Genomic DNA, 17401 nt, shown 5'->3' with positions numbered 1-17401 from the left:
TAGGAGAAATTAAATTTGATAAAAAACTCCTGTAGTTTTTTTAGCAATTAATCAGAATTAGAAAAATTAAAATATCAGTTATGGGAAAATCATCATCAAACAAGGCGGCTACGCCTACCGGAAAAGGGTTGAAATTTGATCGTTACTTTACAGTCGAGGGAAAAGATGTCTATGATCTTTTTACATATGATAAAAGGTCATCGGTAATCAGAAATCCATCTGGTGACGCAGTTTTTGAAATGAATGATGTTGAAGTACCAAATACTTGGTCTCAAGTAGCAACTGATATCTTAGCTCAAAAATATTTTAGAAAAGCAGGTGTACCACAAGCTGATGGCTCTTTGGGGTCAGAAAAAAGTATTAAGCAAGTAGCACATCGTATGGCTAATTGCTGGAAAGTTTGGGGAGAGCGTTATGGTTATTTCGCTTCTGCTAAAGATGCGCAGATATTTTATGATGAAATTGTTTATACCATTGTAGGGCAATTAGCTGCACCAAACTCACCACAATGGTTTAATACGGGTTTACACAGTTCTTATGGCATCACCGGTGGTCCTCAAGGACACTATTATGTAGATCCAAAAACAGAAAAATTAGAAAAATCAACATCAGCTTACGAGCGCCCACAACCACATGCTTGTTTTATCTTATCTGTAGAAGATGATTTGGTAAACGAAGGTGGTATCATGGATTTATGGGTTCGTGAAGCTCGTATTTTCAAATACGGTTCTGGTGTAGGTACAAACTTCTCAAGAATTAGAGGCGAGAACGAAAAATTATCTGGTGGTGGTTACTCATCAGGCTTAATGTCTTTCTTAAAAATAGGTGATAGAGCAGCAGGTGCAATCAAATCTGGTGGTACAACCAGAAGAGCTGCTAAAATGGTTTGCTTGGACCTAGACCACCCAGAAATTGAAAGCTTTGTAAACTGGAAAGTAGAAGAAGAGAAAAAAGTAGCTGCTTTAATAGCGGCTGGTTATTCATCAGATTACGAAGGAGAGGCTTATAGAACTGTTGCTGGACAAAACTCTAACAACTCGGTTCGTATTCCTAACGAGTTCTTTAGAGCGTTAGAAAACGGTACAGGTTGGAATTTAACTGCCCGTTCTGATGGCAGAGTGATGAAAACCATAGACGCAAAGAAATTATGGGATGATATCGCTTTTGCAGCTTGGGCTTGTGCAGACCCTGGTGTACAGTATGATACTACCATTAACGAATGGCATACTTGTCCTGCTGGTGGCCGTATCAATGCTTCTAACCCATGTTCTGAGTACATGTTCTTAGACAATACTGCTTGTAACTTAGCGTCTATCAACTTACGTCATTTCTTTGATTTAGAGACTTTAGTTTTTGATGTAAAAGGTTTTGAGCATGCTTGTCGTATTTGGACAACCGTATTAGAAATATCTGTATTGATGGCTCAGTTCCCATCTAAAGAAGTAGCTCAATTATCATATGATTACAGAACTTTAGGCTTAGGATATGCTAACCTGGGTTCAATGTTGATGGTAGCTGGTATTCCTTATGATAGCGAAAAAGCAAGAGCTATGGGCGGTGCTATTACAGCAATTATGACGGGTACTGCTTATGCAACATCTGCAGAGATGGCAAGAGAGTTAGGTACTTTTAGTAAATACAAAGAAAATAGAGATAGTATGTTAAGAGTTATGCGTAACCACCGTTATGCAGCTTATAATGCTACAGATGCTTATGAAGGCTTAGAAATTGCGCCTCCAGGAATTGATCAAAAAGTATGTCCTGATTATTTATTATCAGCTGCTTGCAATGCTTGGGATAAAGCAGTAGAAATGGGCGAAAAATACGGTTACCGTAACGCACAAACTACGGTAATTGCACCAACCGGAACTATTGGTCTGGTTATGGATTGCGATACTACTGGTATTGAGCCTGATTTTGCACTGGTAAAATTCAAAAAATTATCTGGTGGTGGTTATTTCAAAATCATCAATCAGGCTGTTCCAGCGGCTTTAAGAAACTTAAAATATAACGAAGCAGAGATTGAAGCTATTGTAAATTACGCTAAAGGTGCTGCAACTATAAAAGGTGCTCCACATATCAATCCAGACTCTTTAAAAGCAAAAGGATTTACTGATGCTGATTTAGAGAAATTAGATAAAGCAATTATTTCTGCTTTTGAAATTAGTTTTGCGTTTAACGTATGGACTTTAGGTGAGGATTGTTTACAACGTTTAGGCTTTAAAGCAGAGCAATATAATGCACATGATTTTAATGTGTTAAGAGCTTTAGGTTTTAGCCGTCAACAAATTGCAGAAGCTAACGAATACATTTGTGGTACCATGACGATTGAGGGAGCTCCTTACTTAAAAGAAGAGCATTACCCAGTATTTGATTGCGCAAATAAAAACGGTGCTAAAGGTGTAAGATATATCCATGCACATGGTCATATTAAAATGATGGCTGCTGCACAACCTTTCTTATCTGGTGCGATTTCTAAAACTATCAACCTACCAAACGAAGCACAAGTAGAAGAGATTAAAGATTGCTACGAGTTATCTTGGGCTTTAGGTTTAAAGGCAAATGCACTTTACCGCGATGGTTGTAAATTATCTCAGCCATTATCTACTAAATCTGATGCTAAAGATGATGATAAGTTAGATACTGTAGAAGAAGTTTTAGGTAAAGCTGCTGAGTTAAAATTAAGCGATTTAACTCCAGAACAAGTATTAGAAGCGGCAAATGCCATCTTACAACGCTCTGAGGATACTAGTTTCATGAGACAATTATCTAGGGTGGTACAGAAAAAAGTAATGCCTGCAAAAAGAAGAGGCTTTACCCAAAAAGCTAGTATCGATGGTCAAACCGTTTTCGTACGTACAGGAGAATATGCTGATGGTACTTTAGGAGAAATCTTTGTGGATATGCACAAAGAGGGTGCAACTTTCCGTTCTTTAATGAACTGCTTTGCTATTGCAGTATCAGTAGGTTTACAATATGGTGTGCCTTTAGAAGAGTATGTAGAGAAATTTACTTTCACAAGATTTGAGCCTGCAGGTATGGTGAGTGGCCATGAGAATATTAAATCTGCAACATCAATTATTGATTACATGTTCAGAATGTTAGGTTATGAATACTTAAACCGTACAGATTTAGTTCATGTTATTACAGAGCAAAAAGCTATAACAGGAAATCCACAATTAGAAGACACAGATGTAAATACTGATGCTACAAACGTTTATACGCCAGCACCAGTTCAAGAAACCGTTGCTTCAACAGCAAAAAAAGGTTTATCATTAGATATTTCTATGGGAGCGCAGTCTGATGCTCCTGCTTGCAGCAGCTGTGGACATACTACCATTAGATCTGGTACTTGTTACAAATGTTTAAATTGCGGAACTTCTATGGGATGTTCTTAATTTAAAAATTGAATAAATTTAAAAGCCCTGCAAATCATCATTTGCAGGGCTTTTTTTTAGATATTATTGGTGATTTTATTGTATAACTTTAATCAGCCTTCCTTTTTCAACTTTATCAGTTAATTCCATGCCGTTTAAAATAGCATGTTCTTCTAACCTGTTAGCAGCTACTTTAAAAGCTTTAAGTGCTTGTTGTAAACTTACATTTTGTGATACCGTTTTGATACGAATGCGTTCTGCTTTCTTGTTCAATTTATCGGGCTGTGATAAAGGTTTAAAACCTGTCATGGTATTTATAAAAGTACTTTTATAATTGTTGAAATTGGCAGCAGACGCAATACCAGTAATGACATAAACTTGGTTTTGATATTTGATAAAATAGCTCAATATCTGAATTTCATCCTGATTTTCTTGCTGTTGCTTACCAGATACAGTTATGGTAGGTAAGTTATTGATATTCGTTTCAGTAGTTGTTACAATATTCAATTGATTTTTATCGATAAAATTATCTACAGCATTTTGTAATTCTTTCTCTTCTGCCAGTTGCATGCTTAACAAAGCACCACCATCTTCTGGTGCCATTTGTACCATTTGTGGGGTATTTTGAAAATTCCATTTCGCAGGTGTTGGAAATTGAAACTTTAAAACAGGATGGTAAAACATGTTAGCTTCTTGAAAACCTTGTCGGGGGTCTGGGCCATAAATTAAACCATCAATTTTTTTGAGATAACTATTACGGTTGATTTTAAGCTGGTTGGAAGCTAATTTTTCTTTCCATTCTTTAGCGAGTTTACCTACAACCACATATCTATCTCCTGGGTTTGGGTGAGTAGATAAAAAATCGGGTAACATTTGATTTTCTTTAGCTGATATCCTTTCTAAAGTTTTAAAAAAGGAAGCCATTTCTTTGGCATCATAGCCAATTTTTGAGGCATATTCTACACCTAACTCGTCTGATTCACGTTCTGCATCTCTACCAAATTTTAAAAAAAGCAAGCTTAAGCCTTGGGATGCTTCATGACCAAATTTTGCTAAATCTGGAGCTATAATCATCCCGGCTAATAAACCAAGCTGACCCAATATAGCATTCCGTTGTTGTTCTACCGAGTGGCGGGCGGCAATATGGCCTATCTCATGACCTAAAACTCCGGCAAATTCGGCTTCATTATTAAAATGAGCCATGATGCCTCTAGTAAAATAAACGTAACCACCTGGTACAGCAAAAGCATTGATGATGTCAGAATCAACAATTTTAAACTCATATTTCAACTCGGGACGATGAGAAATAGTCGCCATTTCATTGCCTTTTTTAGTTATAAATTCTTGCAGATTTTTATCCTCATATAAACCATACTGTGCAATAATTTGAGGATCTGTTTCTTGACCTAAAGCAATCTCTTGCTCTGTAGACATTAATACAAGTTGCTTTCTGCCTGTAACGGGGTTTTCTGAGCAGGAGTTGATAAAGAAAGAAATACAAATTAAAGGAAGTAAGAATGATTTTTTTTGAGCAATGGACATAAGTTAGTTTGTTGATGCTTGTTTCACAAAATTAGTACCATTAGGTTAGTTTATGATTTAGTTATTGTCAATTAAGATTGAACTTTTCTCTCTTTAATAGTACCTGCTTGTCGGTAAGAACAAGTATCATGATAATTAAGCCTAAAATGATGGCAATGAAGAGTTGCAATTTGGTGATGAATGAAGAACTGGCTTGGCTTTTTTTAGACTCGGCCATCAACTCTTTACCCACTTGTGTTTGAACTTGTGTAAGCTGCATTAAATCCTTATTGAGCTCATCATAAACATAAATAGTGCGGTTTAAGTAAATACTTTTTGCCTTTTCTTTATCTGTTAAAGAAGTAATGATTAAAGCTTGCTCTTCTTTTCTAAAGTCTTCTAAGTTTTTCTTTAAGTGAGCCAGATAATTAGTTTCTGTTTTTACCAGAAAAGTGTTTTCATACTTGTTAATTAAGGTGTCTAATTTAGCATCTGTTGCTTTTAAATACTTTATTGCAGTTTGTTGGCTAATGTTATCTCTAAATAGAAAACTGAATAAATATTGCCTCTTATCTTGAATATGGTTGGCTATAGTATATAAATCAACGGCAGGTATAAGTCTATCTTCATAAATAGAATTAAAGGATTTAGCTATTTTATTAATGTTATAAGATTCTACTAAACTTAGGAAGATACTAAAAAACATCATAATGGCCAGAGCTATAGCCAAACGTATCTTCCTTTGTATTGCAAAAGCTAGTTTCATAATTTTCTGGTGGTTTCAATTGAAGATACTGATTTTTAATAAAAGAAACCTTTATAAAGCAAAAAAGGGTTATCTGACTAACAGATAACCCTTTTTTATAAGTGGAAGAAGATTATTGATTCACAAACTTCTTTGCATTTATTTTACGCTCATTCTCTGTTAAGTAGATTTTACGTAAACGGATATTTTGTGGTGTAACTTCGATATACTCATCCGCTTGGATATACTCCATACACTCTTCTAAAGAGAATTTAATAGCAGGAGCAATTCTTACGTTATCATCACTTCCAGAGGCTCTCATATTTGTTAACTGCTTACCTTTGGTTACATTGATAACTAAATCGTTGTCACGGATGTGCTCACCTAAAATCTGACCTTCATAAATATCAACACCTGGATCAACAAAGAAACGACCTCTATCTTGTAATTTATCAATAGCGTAAGCAGTTGTTAAACCTTTATCCATAGAGATTAATACACCATTAGAACGTCCTGGGATTGGACCTTTCCAAGGCTCGTAAGCTTTAAAACGGTGTGCCATAATAGCTTCACCAGCAGTTGCAGTTAAAACGTTGTTACGTAAACCAATGATACCTCTTGAAGGGATTTCAAACTCTAAGTGTTGTAAATCGCCTTTAGGCTCCATGATTAATAGCTCGCCTTTACGTTGTGTAACCAACTCGATAACTTTACCTGCAACATCACCCGGTACATCTACAATTAAAATCTCTATAGGCTCGCATTTAACACCATCAATTTCTTTAACGATAACTTGTGGTTGGCCTACTTGTAATTCGTAACCTTCACGACGCATGGTTTCTATCAAAACTGATAAATGGAGAATACCACGACCATAAACTAGATAAGCGTCTGGTAAATCAGTTTCTACTACACGTAGCGCTAAGTTTTTCTCTAATTCTTTGTGTAAACGCTCTCTTAAACGTTGTGAAGTAACAAATTTACCTTCTTTACCAAAGAAAGGTGAGTTATTGATGGTAAACAACATGTTCATTGTTGGCTCATCAATGCTGATTACTTCTAATTGCTCTGGATTTTCGAAATCGGCAATGGTATCACCAATATCAAAACCATCAATACCTACAACAGCGCATATATCACCAGAAGAAACAGAAGAAACTTTAACTTTTCCTAAGCCTTCAAAAGTGTATAATTCTTTAATTCTTGATTTTACAACTTTACCATCGCGTTTAACTAAAGACACAGGCATGTTTTCTTTAATGGTACCGCGGGCTACTCTACCAATTGCAATACGACCTACGAAAGAAGAATAATCTAAAGAAGTGATTTGCATTTGTAAAGTACCTTCTTGTACGGGTGCTGGAGGGATATTTTCCAAAATAGCATCCATTAAAGGGAAAATATTATCTGTTTGTACTTTCCAGTCAGTATTCATCCAACCTTGTTTAGAAGAACCATAAATAACAGGGAAGTCTAATTGCTCTTCTGTAGCTTCAAGGTTGAAGAATAATTCAAAAATTTGCTCGTAAACCTCTTCAGGGCGGCAATTTTCTTTATCAACTTTATTTACAACTACAATAGGTTTTAAACCTAATGCTAAAGCTTTTTGGGTTACGAAACGAGTTTGAGGCATAGCACCTTCAAAAGCATCGCAAAGTAATAATACACCATCGGCCATTTTAAGTACACGCTCTACTTCACCGCCAAAATCCGCGTGACCAGGGGTGTCAATGATATTAATTTTAACGTCTTTATACTTAACAGAAACGTTTTTTGAAACGATGGTAATACCACGTTCACGCTCTAAATCGTTATTATCTAAAATTAATTCTCCGGTTGATTCGTTATCTCTAAAGATAGAACAAGAATGTAAAATTTTGTCAACCAAGGTAGTTTTTCCGTGGTCAACGTGAGCGATAATCGCTATATTTCTAATGTTTTGCATGCAAAAAATGCTTAAAAAAATTTTTGCAAAGGTATGATTTTAAATCGGTAATTTAAGCACTAAGCTATCGTGAAAATTAGATGACGATTAAAACTTAACAAAACCTTAACTTTGAGCTTGTTATGGATATACAGACAATATTGGTTTTTGCCCTGTTTTTAATTGCAGTTATTTATGTTGTTAGGCTTGTTTACAGAAGTTTTAATACTAAAACAAGTTGTGGTAGTAGCTGTAAATGTGGGGTTGATTTTTCTAAGATAGATGTGGAAAATAAAAGCCAATGATTTATTATCATCGGCTTTTGAGAAATAAGTTTTAGAGTATTTAATCTTCTATAATTACCGCTGTGCCGCTAGCAGAAACCATAAGCATACTACCAGAAGCACCCATAGTTTCGTAGTCTAAATCTACACCTAATATAGCATTTGCACCAAGTTTTGCTGCATAATCTTGCATTTCTGCTAAGGCAATGTTCTTAGCTTCTCTAAGGCCTTCTTCATAAGAGCCAGATCTTCCGCCAACGATATCTCTGATACCTGCAAAAAAGTCTTTCACAATATTTGCTCCTATAATAGCTTCGCCACTAACTATACCAATGTACTTAACTACTTTTTTTCCGTCTATGTGTGATGTTGTTGTTACAATCATGTTTTTAAATTTTATATAGATGAGACACTAAAGGAGACTTTTTGTTACAAAAAACCGATTACTTTTTCTCAATTAAACAAACAGCATAAGCTACAACACCTTCTTCTCTTCCTATAAATCCCATAGTTTCGTTTGTAGTGGCTTTTATAGAAATATCGTCTTCATCGCAACCCATAGCCTGAGCGATATTTTTTTTCATAGCAGGCACATGAGGGTTTATTTTTGGAGCTTCTAAGCATAACATAGCATCTACATTACCAACGATAAAGCCTTTCTCACCTATTAATCTTACGCATTCTGTTAATAGGATTAAACTGCTAATGCCTCTCCACCTTTCATCGGTATTTTTGAAATGATGACCAATATCACGCAAGTTGGCTGCGCCTAAAAGGGCATCACAAATAGCATGTACTAAAACATCAGCATCAGAATGGCCAAAGGCACCTTTGTGATGTTCTAGCTTTACGCCTCCCAATATAAAAGGATGTTGATCTTTTAATTGATGAACATCAAAACCAAAACCTACTTTTATTTTCATTTATCTAGGTGTACCCGCCTCTCCGAAATTTAATGATAATGAGAATCTGAGTGTGTTAGCCAAAGGAGATCTTTGTTGATTTGCTAAAACATAAGAGAAATCAATATTTACAATATTATATTTTAAACCGGCTCCTAAAGTAAGATAACTTCTGTTTCCTTTATTTGGATTTTCGTAGAAGTATCCGGCTCTAAGCGCAAATTGTTTATTGTACCAATATTCTAAACCTGTTGAATAAATAATTTCTTGCAATTCTTCAGAGAAACCTCCCGGGGCATCGTTAAAAGAACCAAAAATACCTGCTGGTACAGATTTGGTACTATTAGGTTCTGATGGTACTAAAAGTTTATTAATATCTAGAGAAACAGTAAAATCGCTATACTCATCTAGATGTATGGTTGATGCACCACCCAAACGTAAGTTAGTTGGCATAAAAATCCTAGGAGCATTATCAGAATAACTCATTTTTGTACCAATATTAGAAATATTAAGTCCGGCTGCTAACGTTGCTTCTTTACCAAACATAGGTTTTCTATTGCCTTTATAGTAAGCAGAAATATCAGCAGCTAAACCTGTAGCAGCTCTGTTTTGGCTACCATCTACAATACCATTGTTAGAGATGTTAGAGAATACAAATCTTAAAGCTGTACCTAAAGAGAAGTTTTCGCCAAAAGAACGAGATAAACTTGCATCAATAGCAAGTTCGTTAGGATTATATAGTGCTATATTAGAGCCGGTTGCATCTGTAAGCTGTATATCTCCATAAGAGAAATATCTTAAAGAGCCACCCACAACATTTCTTTCATCTAAACGGAAATAGCCGTTTAAATAAGCCATGTTTATATCTGGAGCTATATTTTGTAGCCAAGGGCTGTAAGATGCAGAGAAACCATATTTATCTGTTAAAAATGCAAGTTTAGATGGGTTCCAATGGGTAGCGTTTACATCAGGTAGGGTGGCTACGCCGGTTTCTCCCATTGCTCCGGCTCTGGCATCAGGAGACACTAATAAAAATGGAACGGCAGTGGTGATGATGTTTCCAATTCTACCGTCTACTGCATCAGGTGGTGGTGTAGTGCCTCCAGACTGAGCGTATCCAAACTTCGCAACAATAGTGCTTAATATCAGAAATAGATATTTATTAATTTTCATTTTATAAAGCTAAAATTTCTTGTTTAAATTAATTAAAGGATGACTAATTTTTCTGTTTTTTTCGCAGTTTCTCCGGTTAAATTAGAGCGTACTTTTATCTCATATATATAAACGCCTCTTGCTAATTTGTCTCCAAAATTATCTTTGGCATCCCAAAATATGTTATCCACACGGTTTCCTGAGCTTATTAAGGTTTGATTTATTGTTTTAATTAGCTTCCCTGCAATAGTATAAATATTTACTTGCACATCCAAATCTTCATTTGGATGATTATGCTCAAATTGGAAACTAGTTTTAGTAGTAAAAGGGTTAGGATAGTTTAATACATGGGCTATTTCTAATTTTTCTGAGTTTCTAACTTCAAACTCAATAGTTTGTTCTGATGAATTGTTAAAAGTATCCCAAGCTTTTAATTTTAAGCTATACATCCCAGGCTTTAGATTTTCTAAAGGATATTTGATACTGCCAGATTGATAAGAATCTGTTTTTGCCTGATACCAATCATTTAAAATAATGCTGGTGCTTTCATTATTATAAGTTAAAGTGGCAACAATATCATGTCCAATTCCAATACCAGTGGTATTGATACCGCTTTCATCGTTTAAATTAACTAATAAAAAAGGAGAGCTATTGGTTATACCTCCTGAAACAAATTTATCATCATTTAAGAAAAGGTCTATTTGCGGGCCTATATTGTCATTACTTTGTACATTTGCCAAACCGCCTATCATGATATTGCTAAGGTTTCCGCTAGCGTCTATTTGCTGATTTTCTGCATAATAGCTTATTTTGCCTTCTCCAAACTGTAGGTTGATATCTTTAGGTACAATAAACTCGAAACTAAATTGTCCGTTTTTTACACTTGCCTTGCCTTTATAAATAATATTGTTTTGAGTTTTAAATATTTGTGGGGTGCTTCCGAAAAGGCCGGGGTCTTGTCCTAAGGTGCTAATTGCTGATGCTTTGTCGTAAATGATTGGGTATATAGTGCCGTTAAAAGTGTTTAAAAGTGTTTGGTTTGGAGCAACAACTTGTCCGGTTATTTTAACTTTTTGCAAGGCTTTTAAGGTGTCTAGGTTACTTATTGCTCTGTCGTTAACGCTTAAAGTATTAACAATATTGTAAGGTATAGGAAATAAAGTTGAAGGATCGCCTAAAAGGGTAAAATTTCTGGAGTTGATATTTAAGCCTCCAATATTATTATTCTTAGCCAATCTAAATACCTCGCCAAAGCTAATCTTTCTGTTTTGTGCCGCTGCTTGGCTTAAAGCTATTAAGAAGCTTTGGTTTAAATCAAAGTTATAGGAAGCAAAAACAATTCTTGTTGTTGTAAATAGAGCGATAGCACCATGCTTTTCTTTTTTTAGTAGCAACTCGCCGGCAGAGCGTACTAAGGGGTCATCCCATCTACTAAAAGAACAAGTAGCTGTAAAAATGATGGGTAAATGGGTATTATCCCAATTATTAATATCATCAATTGTTAAAACTCTTTCAGCAGCTAAACCACCCTCGCCACCATGCCCTGTATAATTGATGAGCATAACACCATTATTTAAAATATTATCAATGGTTTTTTTTACATCCGGATAGCGGTTACCCGAAGCAGTACTTTCTTGTTTGTAAGCGTCAAAATATATTTTATGAAGGTTAAAACTGGGCTTTTGTTGGTTAAGGATATTGGCATTAGCTTCTGCTTGGTTAAGATGGGTATTGGCATCTTCATCATCTGCTAGAATAGCTATTTGATTACGCCAGCTTCCTAATTGGGTGTTTTGTGTGTAGTAGATAAGTTTATCTACCACGTCTTTTGCTTCTTTTAAAGTTGTAACGGGTATTCTACCCACATTGATGTCTAGTAATCCAGCAGGGGCAGTATAATTCTCCGGAAAACTGCCTTCATCATCATCTAATAAGGCAAAATAATCATCAGAAGTATAGCTTTGCGTTGGTGATAATGAGTTTCTAGATTGGTAGGTAACAATTAAATTGTTGTTATTGAATTTGATATTTCTATTATCAAAGCTGCCACTACCAAACAATAAAAGGTGTTGAGGTAAATTTGTTGTATTAGCTTTTTTATAAAGCATTCTTACAAAATCTCTTATAGCTGTTGCGTCTCTAGCGCCAGATGAAAACTCGTTAAAAATCTGTTCTGGGGTAACAATATGGCTTCTGATATTTTGTTCAGCTAGTCTAAAATCTGCCAGTCTTTTAGCTTCTGACAAAAATTCTGATGGTGATATGATAATCATATCAACGGGGCTTAAAGCGTGTAAATTTTGGTTTACTACCTTTTTAATAAATTTTGGTTCTTGTGCACTTTGTACATCAAATAGTAGAAACTCTTTTAGGTTAGGTGTAGGATAAATAAAAGAATTGGGCGAGTAATCAATAGCTATTGGTACTAAGGGATTGGTGATATCCCAAATTTCTTTTCCAGTTAAATTTCCAGAAAAATTAAATTGTGTAATTCTGTTTAGTCCGATGGATGAAATATCTCTAAACCTAAGCCAATTTGCTGTTTTTAAATCTTTTGTACAGCTAAGTCTAATATAATTTAACCATGCATTAGCTAAAGAATTGGGTTTATTATAGCTTATGCTTACCGAAAAATTGGAGTTATTAGGTAAAAAAGAAAAGGATTGATTTGCTGGTGCTGCATAATCAGTATCAAAACTTAAAGGAACGGCATTAGCATTTAAAGTTGCCCTTGTTTGGTTATTAATTCTTAATTCTGCAGCCGAGTTTTGACTGGCTCTTATAGCCATATCTGCGTTTATGTAAACAGAGTCGGTAATTTTTATTCCATCTAAGTTAAAACTGAAATTCTGGTTATTGTTAAATTCAAAATCTTCTCCGTACCACTCTCTTCCCGATTTTAAATTTTCCATAATGGCGGTATAATTTTCCCGCTCATGAAGCTGAACATCGGTATAAGAAGAGGTAGTATAATTTGAGGTTTGGTTAAGATAAGATTGCTTATTTACACGTCTTCCATTATTTCCTTCTGTATTGATGAAGTAAAAAGAAGAATCAGAATAATGATTTCTATGATGGGTAAATTTTTGAGTTTGTGTATTAAATTCCCAATAAATATTGCCCTCAGCATAAAATAAAACGTAATCTTGAGGGTCAAATTTACCATCTTCTTCGCCTATAACTTTGATAGCATTCTCAAATAAATCATCTTGTCTAAAAGCAGTATTCTCTTGCGCTAAAGCTCGGCCACCATTACCAAAAATTTTTATCAAACGAGGATTTAATTGGTCTACCGCTATGCCTATATTCCTTAAAAAATTATAATCTAATTTGTAAAGGCCTTCATTTTTAAGTCCAATTTTATACCAATTCCCGCTCGCTAAAACAGAGTTACTCACTTGGCTTAATTTGAAATTATTTGTTTTTTGAGCTTGAAAATTAGTAGCCTTATTGCTAAGAGTTATCTCATATTCTAAAAGTTGATAAACATTGTTTAAACTTTTGAAAACAGGAAGCATATTTACCACAAGCCAAAGTTTCTTTTGTTCTTCAACTACTTGATAATCAAACCAAATATTTTGTCCTATTTTAGAGGTCTGTTGGTTTGTAAACTGATTTGTTATTTGCGTTTGTAACGGTTTTACGCTAACAGAAATTTGGGAAGATTGTACTGGAATTTTTAAATGAATAAGTGGTAAATCGGCAAATTTTTCGGGTAAATATCTTGGGAATTCTAAATTTACAGACGTTTTTGAATCATTATCCTGAGGCTTGAAAAAACTCCAATCAATTGCTTTTTTAATACTATAATTTTGTGCCTTGAGCTGATAAGGAACAAGAAGCAAAAATATAATAAGCTTAACAAGTTGATTATTAGTTATTTTCAATCTTAAATAAATATTTGTAATTTGTGTAACTTTAAAACTTAAACTTCGTTTTAATAGCTAAAAATAGGGAAACTACAGCTTAATCTTCATAGTAAGTAAAATTAATCATCTTGATTAAGATAATTTATTATTTTTAAGCGTTGAAAATTTATAAAATCGCATGAGAAAAAATACCATTACTTTTCTTTCGGCCTGCATATGTTTGATGATGATATTAAGTTCTTGCCAAAAGAATGCTGGTCCGTCAAAAATATCTGGTAAAACCGGAGCCTTATACAATCAAAAAAGACCAGGCTCTCTTCAAGTAATGCCTAAAACCAAACCTACTCCTGGGCCAGGATTGGTTCATATAGAAGGGGGTACTTTTGTTTTAGGAGGCTCTACCATAGATGATATTGGTTATGATTACGCTTCTCCAAAAAGAAGAGTTTCCGTAGCTACATTTTACATGGATGAAACAGAAGTGGCTAATCTAGACTGGTTAGAGTATTTAAACTGGATTAAAGAAGTAGCTGCTGATACCAGATGGTATTATGAAGCTTTACCAGATACTTTAGTTTGGAGAAGTCCGCTGGCTTACAATGAACCTTACGTAAATAATTATCTAAGACATCCGGCTTATCAAGATTATCCGGTAGTTGGCGTTACTTGGGAACAAGCAAATGCATACTGCGATTGGAGAACTAATGTTGTGAATGAAAATATCTTGCGTAACAAGAGAATTATGAACGACTGGGGCGCTTATTCTGCTGCTAAAATGGGTACAGCCAAAGGCGGAAAAGGTGGTGCAGCAGCGGCAACCGGAAATAAAGTAAATACAGAACCTTTTGATTTGGACCTATATTTAAACGGACAATATAATGATTTAGGTAAAGGTGCACCAAGACCAAATGTGGTAACAGCACAAGCACAACCACAAGCGGGAGGTAAAAAAGGAGCAGCAAATACTGGTAGAATTGCAAAAATTGAAGATGGTGTTTTTACGCCAGGTAGATACAGATTACCAACTGAAGCTGAATGGGAATATGCAGCATTAGCTTTAAAAAGTGATGGAAGTAACAGCATAGTTAAAAGCGGTAAAGTATACCCTTGGTATGGGATAGGGGTACGTTCTCCGAATAAAGACACTAGAGGTTTAATTTACGCCAACTTTAAAAGAGGTGGTGGAGATAATATGGGTGTTGCAGGCTACTTAAATGATGGAGCAGATATTACAGCTCCGGTTAAGGCTTACATTCCTAATGATTTTGGATTGTTTAATATGGCAGGTAACGTAAGCGAGTGGACTAGCGATACTTACCGCCAGTTATCTTTTGATGAAGTAGAAGATTTTAACCCTTATCGTGGTAACGTATTTGAAAATAATGCTTATGATGATAAAGGACAAATACAAACTATAGGTAAAACTAATGTACCTAAAAAGGTAAAAGCTACTTCTGGTAAGAAAGACCCTTACGAGATACAAAAAAGTAAGTATGGCAATGCTACTGAGCCAAGTCCAAGTACACCAGAACCTAAAGATGATAAGATGGCTTCTGCTGTGCCTACGTTTAACGCAGACCAAAGAGGTTATATTGATAATGAAAACTTAGATTTATATGGTAAGATAACACTTATTAGTGATAGATCTAAAGTATATAAAGGTGGTTCATGGAATGATAGAGCTTATTGGTTAAACCCTGGTACTAGAAGATATTTAGATCAAGGTGAAGCCAGCTCTGAAATAGGTTTTAGATGCGCCATGAGTAGCGTAGGAGATCCACAGATAAATCCTAAATCAACTCCTCAGTTTAGACAGCCAAAGTCTAGAGTAGGATTTAAGAAATAATAAAAAGAATTAAAAAAGCCTCTCCTGATTTTTGGAGAGGCTTTTTTTATGATTGTTTTGGCTGTAAATACTGAAATACATAGCCCCAAACAATCACCAATACACAGCCAAAAAGATTAAGCCATAGATAAGCCATTAAATCAAAGTAATAAGCTGTAAAAACAAAAACCTCGGTAACTAAAGCGGCTAAAAAAACAGCTTTACCACGTATCTTCTTAAAATAGAAAGCAACCAAGAAAATCCCTAAAATGGTTCCATAAAATAAGGAACCTAAAATATTTACGGCCTCTAACAAATTACCTAACTTACCTGCAAACAAAGCCATTGCTAGGCTTAAAATACCCCAAAAGAGGGTTATGGCTTTACTTACGTTGAGGTATTTTAAATCGCTACCTGTTTTATTAATTAGTCTTTTATAAATATCTACACTTGTGGTTGATGCCAATGAGTTTAAGGCGCTAGCTGTTGAACCCATAGAGGCTAAACAAACTATGGCTACCAATAAGCCAATTAATCCTTGCGGTAAGTATTGTGTAACAAAGCTCAGGAAAACGTAATTGGTATCATCTGTATCTGCATTAGGGTCGTTTTTTTTCATCACCGTTAATGCTTCTTCTCTTTTATCCTGTAAGGTCTTATTTGCCAGTACTACATCTGCTTTTAAAGAACTAATATCTTGCTGCTGCTGATTGATGGCGTTTTCCAGAGCTATTACTTTTTGTTTTTTAGCTTCAAAAGCAGCGTCAAAAGCTAGTTCCTTTTGTTTAAACTCATCCGCGTAGGCGCTTTTTTCTATTTTTTTAATTTCATAAGTATTAAAAAATACAGGTGGCTTTTGGTATTGATAAAAGCAAAAGACCAATATCCCTATCAATAAAATTAAAAATTGCATAGGCACTTTTAGTAAGCCATTCATCAACAAACCCATTCTACTTTGCCCTACAGAGCTTCCGGTTAAATAGCGGCCAACTTGTGATTGATCTGTACCAAAGTAAGATAGCTGCAAGAAAAAGCCACCTATTAATCCTGTCCAAACGGTATATCTATTATTTAAATCAAACTTCCAGTCTATAACATTCATTTTACCCATTTTGCCTGCAATGTCTAAGGCATCGGTAAAACCTACAGAAGCAGGTAAAAGTGCTACCACTACAAATCCTGCTAAAAACAAGCCCGAAAAGATGATGCTCATTTGTAAAAGCTGGGTATAAGAAACAGCTTTTGTGCCTCCGTAAAAGGTATATAATATCACTACAGAACCTATAATTAAAGTGGTATAAGTAGGGTCTACATTTAATATGGTTGATAGGATGATAGACGGAGCATAAATGGTGATACCGGTAGATAGCCCCCTTTGTATCAGGAATAAAAAAGCTGTTAAGACTCTGGTTTTTACATCAAACCTTTGCTCTAAAAACTCATATGCAGTATAAACCTTTAGTTTATGAAATATAGGGATGAAGGTGATGCAAAGTACAATCATGGCTAGGGGTAAACCAAAATAAAATTGTACAAAACGCATTCCATCAGCGTAAGCCAAACCTGGGGCTGATAAAAAAGTAATAGCGCTGGCTTGTGTAGCCATTACCGATAAACCCACATGATACCAAGGCAAAGAACGATCGCCAAGTAAATAACCATCTATATGGTTACTTGCTTTACTTTTCCAGATGCCATAAACCACAATAAAAATAATGGTAAAGGCAAGTACAAACCAATCTATTAAACTCATGAGAAGCGAATGGTAATGAGGTAAAAAACGAGGATAAGGATAACCAGCC

At 35.1% G+C, this 17401-nt stretch carries 11 protein-coding genes; 3 read left to right on the top strand and 8 right to left on the bottom strand.

The genetic code is table 11. The features are described from left to right. The first annotated feature begins 80 nt into the window (after positions 1 to 80). Positions 81 to 3398, top strand: coding sequence for a vitamin B12-dependent ribonucleotide reductase (locus GJJ64_RS09145; protein ID WP_154287498.1), 3318 nt, complete (start codon positions 81 to 83; stop codon positions 3396 to 3398). 75 nt (positions 3399 to 3473) lie between these two features. Here the strand turns inward: GJJ64_RS09145 and GJJ64_RS09140 are convergent, their stop codons facing one another. The 3 genes from GJJ64_RS09140 to typA all read right to left on the bottom strand — a co-directional run bounded on the left by GJJ64_RS09140 (position 3474) and on the right by typA (position 7588). Continuing rightward, entirely contained in the window at positions 3474 to 4919 is a 1446-nt protein-coding gene (locus tag GJJ64_RS09140; RefSeq protein WP_154287497.1) for a M48 family metalloprotease, read from the bottom strand. Between the two features lie 67 nt (positions 4920 to 4986). Further along, positions 4987 to 5664: an MCP four helix bundle domain-containing protein gene (locus GJJ64_RS09135; protein WP_154287496.1), complete on the bottom strand. Its 678-nt coding sequence runs from the start codon at positions 5662 to 5664 to the stop codon at positions 4987 to 4989. Between the two features lie 112 nt (positions 5665 to 5776). Then, on the bottom strand, positions 5777 to 7588 hold the full coding sequence (typA, locus tag GJJ64_RS09130) for a translational GTPase TypA (protein ID WP_154287495.1): 1812 nt from the start codon (positions 7586 to 7588) through the stop codon (positions 5777 to 5779). A 122-nt stretch (positions 7589 to 7710) separates the two neighbouring features. Between typA and GJJ64_RS16990 the strand changes: the two genes are divergently transcribed. Beyond that, on the top strand, positions 7711 to 7872 hold the full coding sequence (locus tag GJJ64_RS16990) for a FeoB-associated Cys-rich membrane protein (protein ID WP_154287494.1): 162 nt from the start codon (positions 7711 to 7713) through the stop codon (positions 7870 to 7872). Between the two features lie 40 nt (positions 7873 to 7912). Here the strand turns inward: GJJ64_RS16990 and GJJ64_RS09120 are convergent, their stop codons facing one another. From GJJ64_RS09120 to porU, 4 genes are read right to left on the bottom strand one after another with little or no spacing between them, the layout of a single operon-like run. Then, on the bottom strand, positions 7913 to 8236 hold the full coding sequence (locus GJJ64_RS09120; RefSeq protein WP_026905270.1) for a heavy metal-binding domain-containing protein: 324 nt from the start codon (positions 8234 to 8236) through the stop codon (positions 7913 to 7915). Between the two features lie 58 nt (positions 8237 to 8294). After that, positions 8295 to 8774 carry a 2-C-methyl-D-erythritol 2,4-cyclodiphosphate synthase gene (gene ispF / locus GJJ64_RS09115; protein WP_154287493.1) on the bottom strand — a complete coding sequence of 160 codons (480 nt, stop codon included), beginning with the start codon at positions 8772 to 8774 and terminating at the stop codon, positions 8295 to 8297. Beyond that, complete coding sequence (porV, locus tag GJJ64_RS09110; protein WP_154287492.1) at positions 8775 to 9926, bottom strand: type IX secretion system outer membrane channel protein PorV; 1152 nt, start codon at positions 9924 to 9926, stop codon at positions 8775 to 8777. Between the two features lie 32 nt (positions 9927 to 9958). Continuing rightward, on the bottom strand, positions 9959 to 13750 hold the full coding sequence (gene porU / locus GJJ64_RS09105; protein ID WP_195759262.1) for a type IX secretion system sortase PorU: 3792 nt from the start codon (positions 13748 to 13750) through the stop codon (positions 9959 to 9961). 202 nt (positions 13751 to 13952) lie between these two features. On the opposite strand from porU, the gene GJJ64_RS09100 reads away from it, so the two are divergent. Beyond that, complete coding sequence (locus tag GJJ64_RS09100) at positions 13953 to 15620, top strand: SUMF1/EgtB/PvdO family nonheme iron enzyme (protein ID WP_154287490.1); 1668 nt, start codon at positions 13953 to 13955, stop codon at positions 15618 to 15620. 46 nt (positions 15621 to 15666) lie between these two features. On the opposite strand, the gene GJJ64_RS09095 is transcribed toward GJJ64_RS09100, so the two are convergent. Further along, complete coding sequence (locus GJJ64_RS09095; RefSeq protein WP_154287489.1) at positions 15667 to 17352, bottom strand: sodium:solute symporter; 1686 nt, start codon at positions 17350 to 17352, stop codon at positions 15667 to 15669. Positions 17353 to 17401: the final 49 nt, after the last annotated feature.

This window comes from Pedobacter puniceum, from assembly GCF_009674685.1.
In the GTDB taxonomy this organism is placed as follows: domain Bacteria; phylum Bacteroidota; class Bacteroidia; order Sphingobacteriales; family Sphingobacteriaceae; genus Pseudopedobacter; species Pseudopedobacter puniceum.
Note: the sequence above shows the minus strand (reverse complement) of the source record. Positions and strands in the feature narration are given on the sequence as shown.

Excerpts from the sequence above, each read along its gene's own strand:
- GJJ64_RS09145 (WP_154287498.1), top strand. The coding sequence starts at position 81 with ATGGGAAAATCATCATCAAACAAGGCGGCTACGCCTACCGGAAAAGGG.
- GJJ64_RS09140 (WP_154287497.1), bottom strand. The coding sequence starts at position 4,919 with ATGTCCATTGCTCAAAAAAAATCATTCTTACTTCCTTTAATTTGTATT.
- GJJ64_RS09135 (WP_154287496.1), bottom strand. The coding sequence starts at position 5,664 with ATGAAACTAGCTTTTGCAATACAAAGGAAGATACGTTTGGCTATAGCT.
- typA (WP_154287495.1), bottom strand. The coding sequence starts at position 7,588 with ATGCAAAACATTAGAAATATAGCGATTATCGCTCACGTTGACCACGGA.
- GJJ64_RS16990 (WP_154287494.1), top strand. The coding sequence starts at position 7,711 with ATGGATATACAGACAATATTGGTTTTTGCCCTGTTTTTAATTGCAGTT.
- GJJ64_RS09120 (WP_026905270.1), bottom strand. The coding sequence starts at position 8,236 with ATGATTGTAACAACAACATCACACATAGACGGAAAAAAAGTAGTTAAG.
- ispF (WP_154287493.1), bottom strand. The coding sequence starts at position 8,774 with ATGAAAATAAAAGTAGGTTTTGGTTTTGATGTTCATCAATTAAAAGAT.
- porV (WP_154287492.1), bottom strand. The coding sequence starts at position 9,926 with ATGAAAATTAATAAATATCTATTTCTGATATTAAGCACTATTGTTGCG.
- GJJ64_RS09100 (WP_154287490.1), top strand. The coding sequence starts at position 13,953 with ATGAGAAAAAATACCATTACTTTTCTTTCGGCCTGCATATGTTTGATG.
- GJJ64_RS09095 (WP_154287489.1), bottom strand. The coding sequence starts at position 17,352 with ATGAGTTTAATAGATTGGTTTGTACTTGCCTTTACCATTATTTTTATT.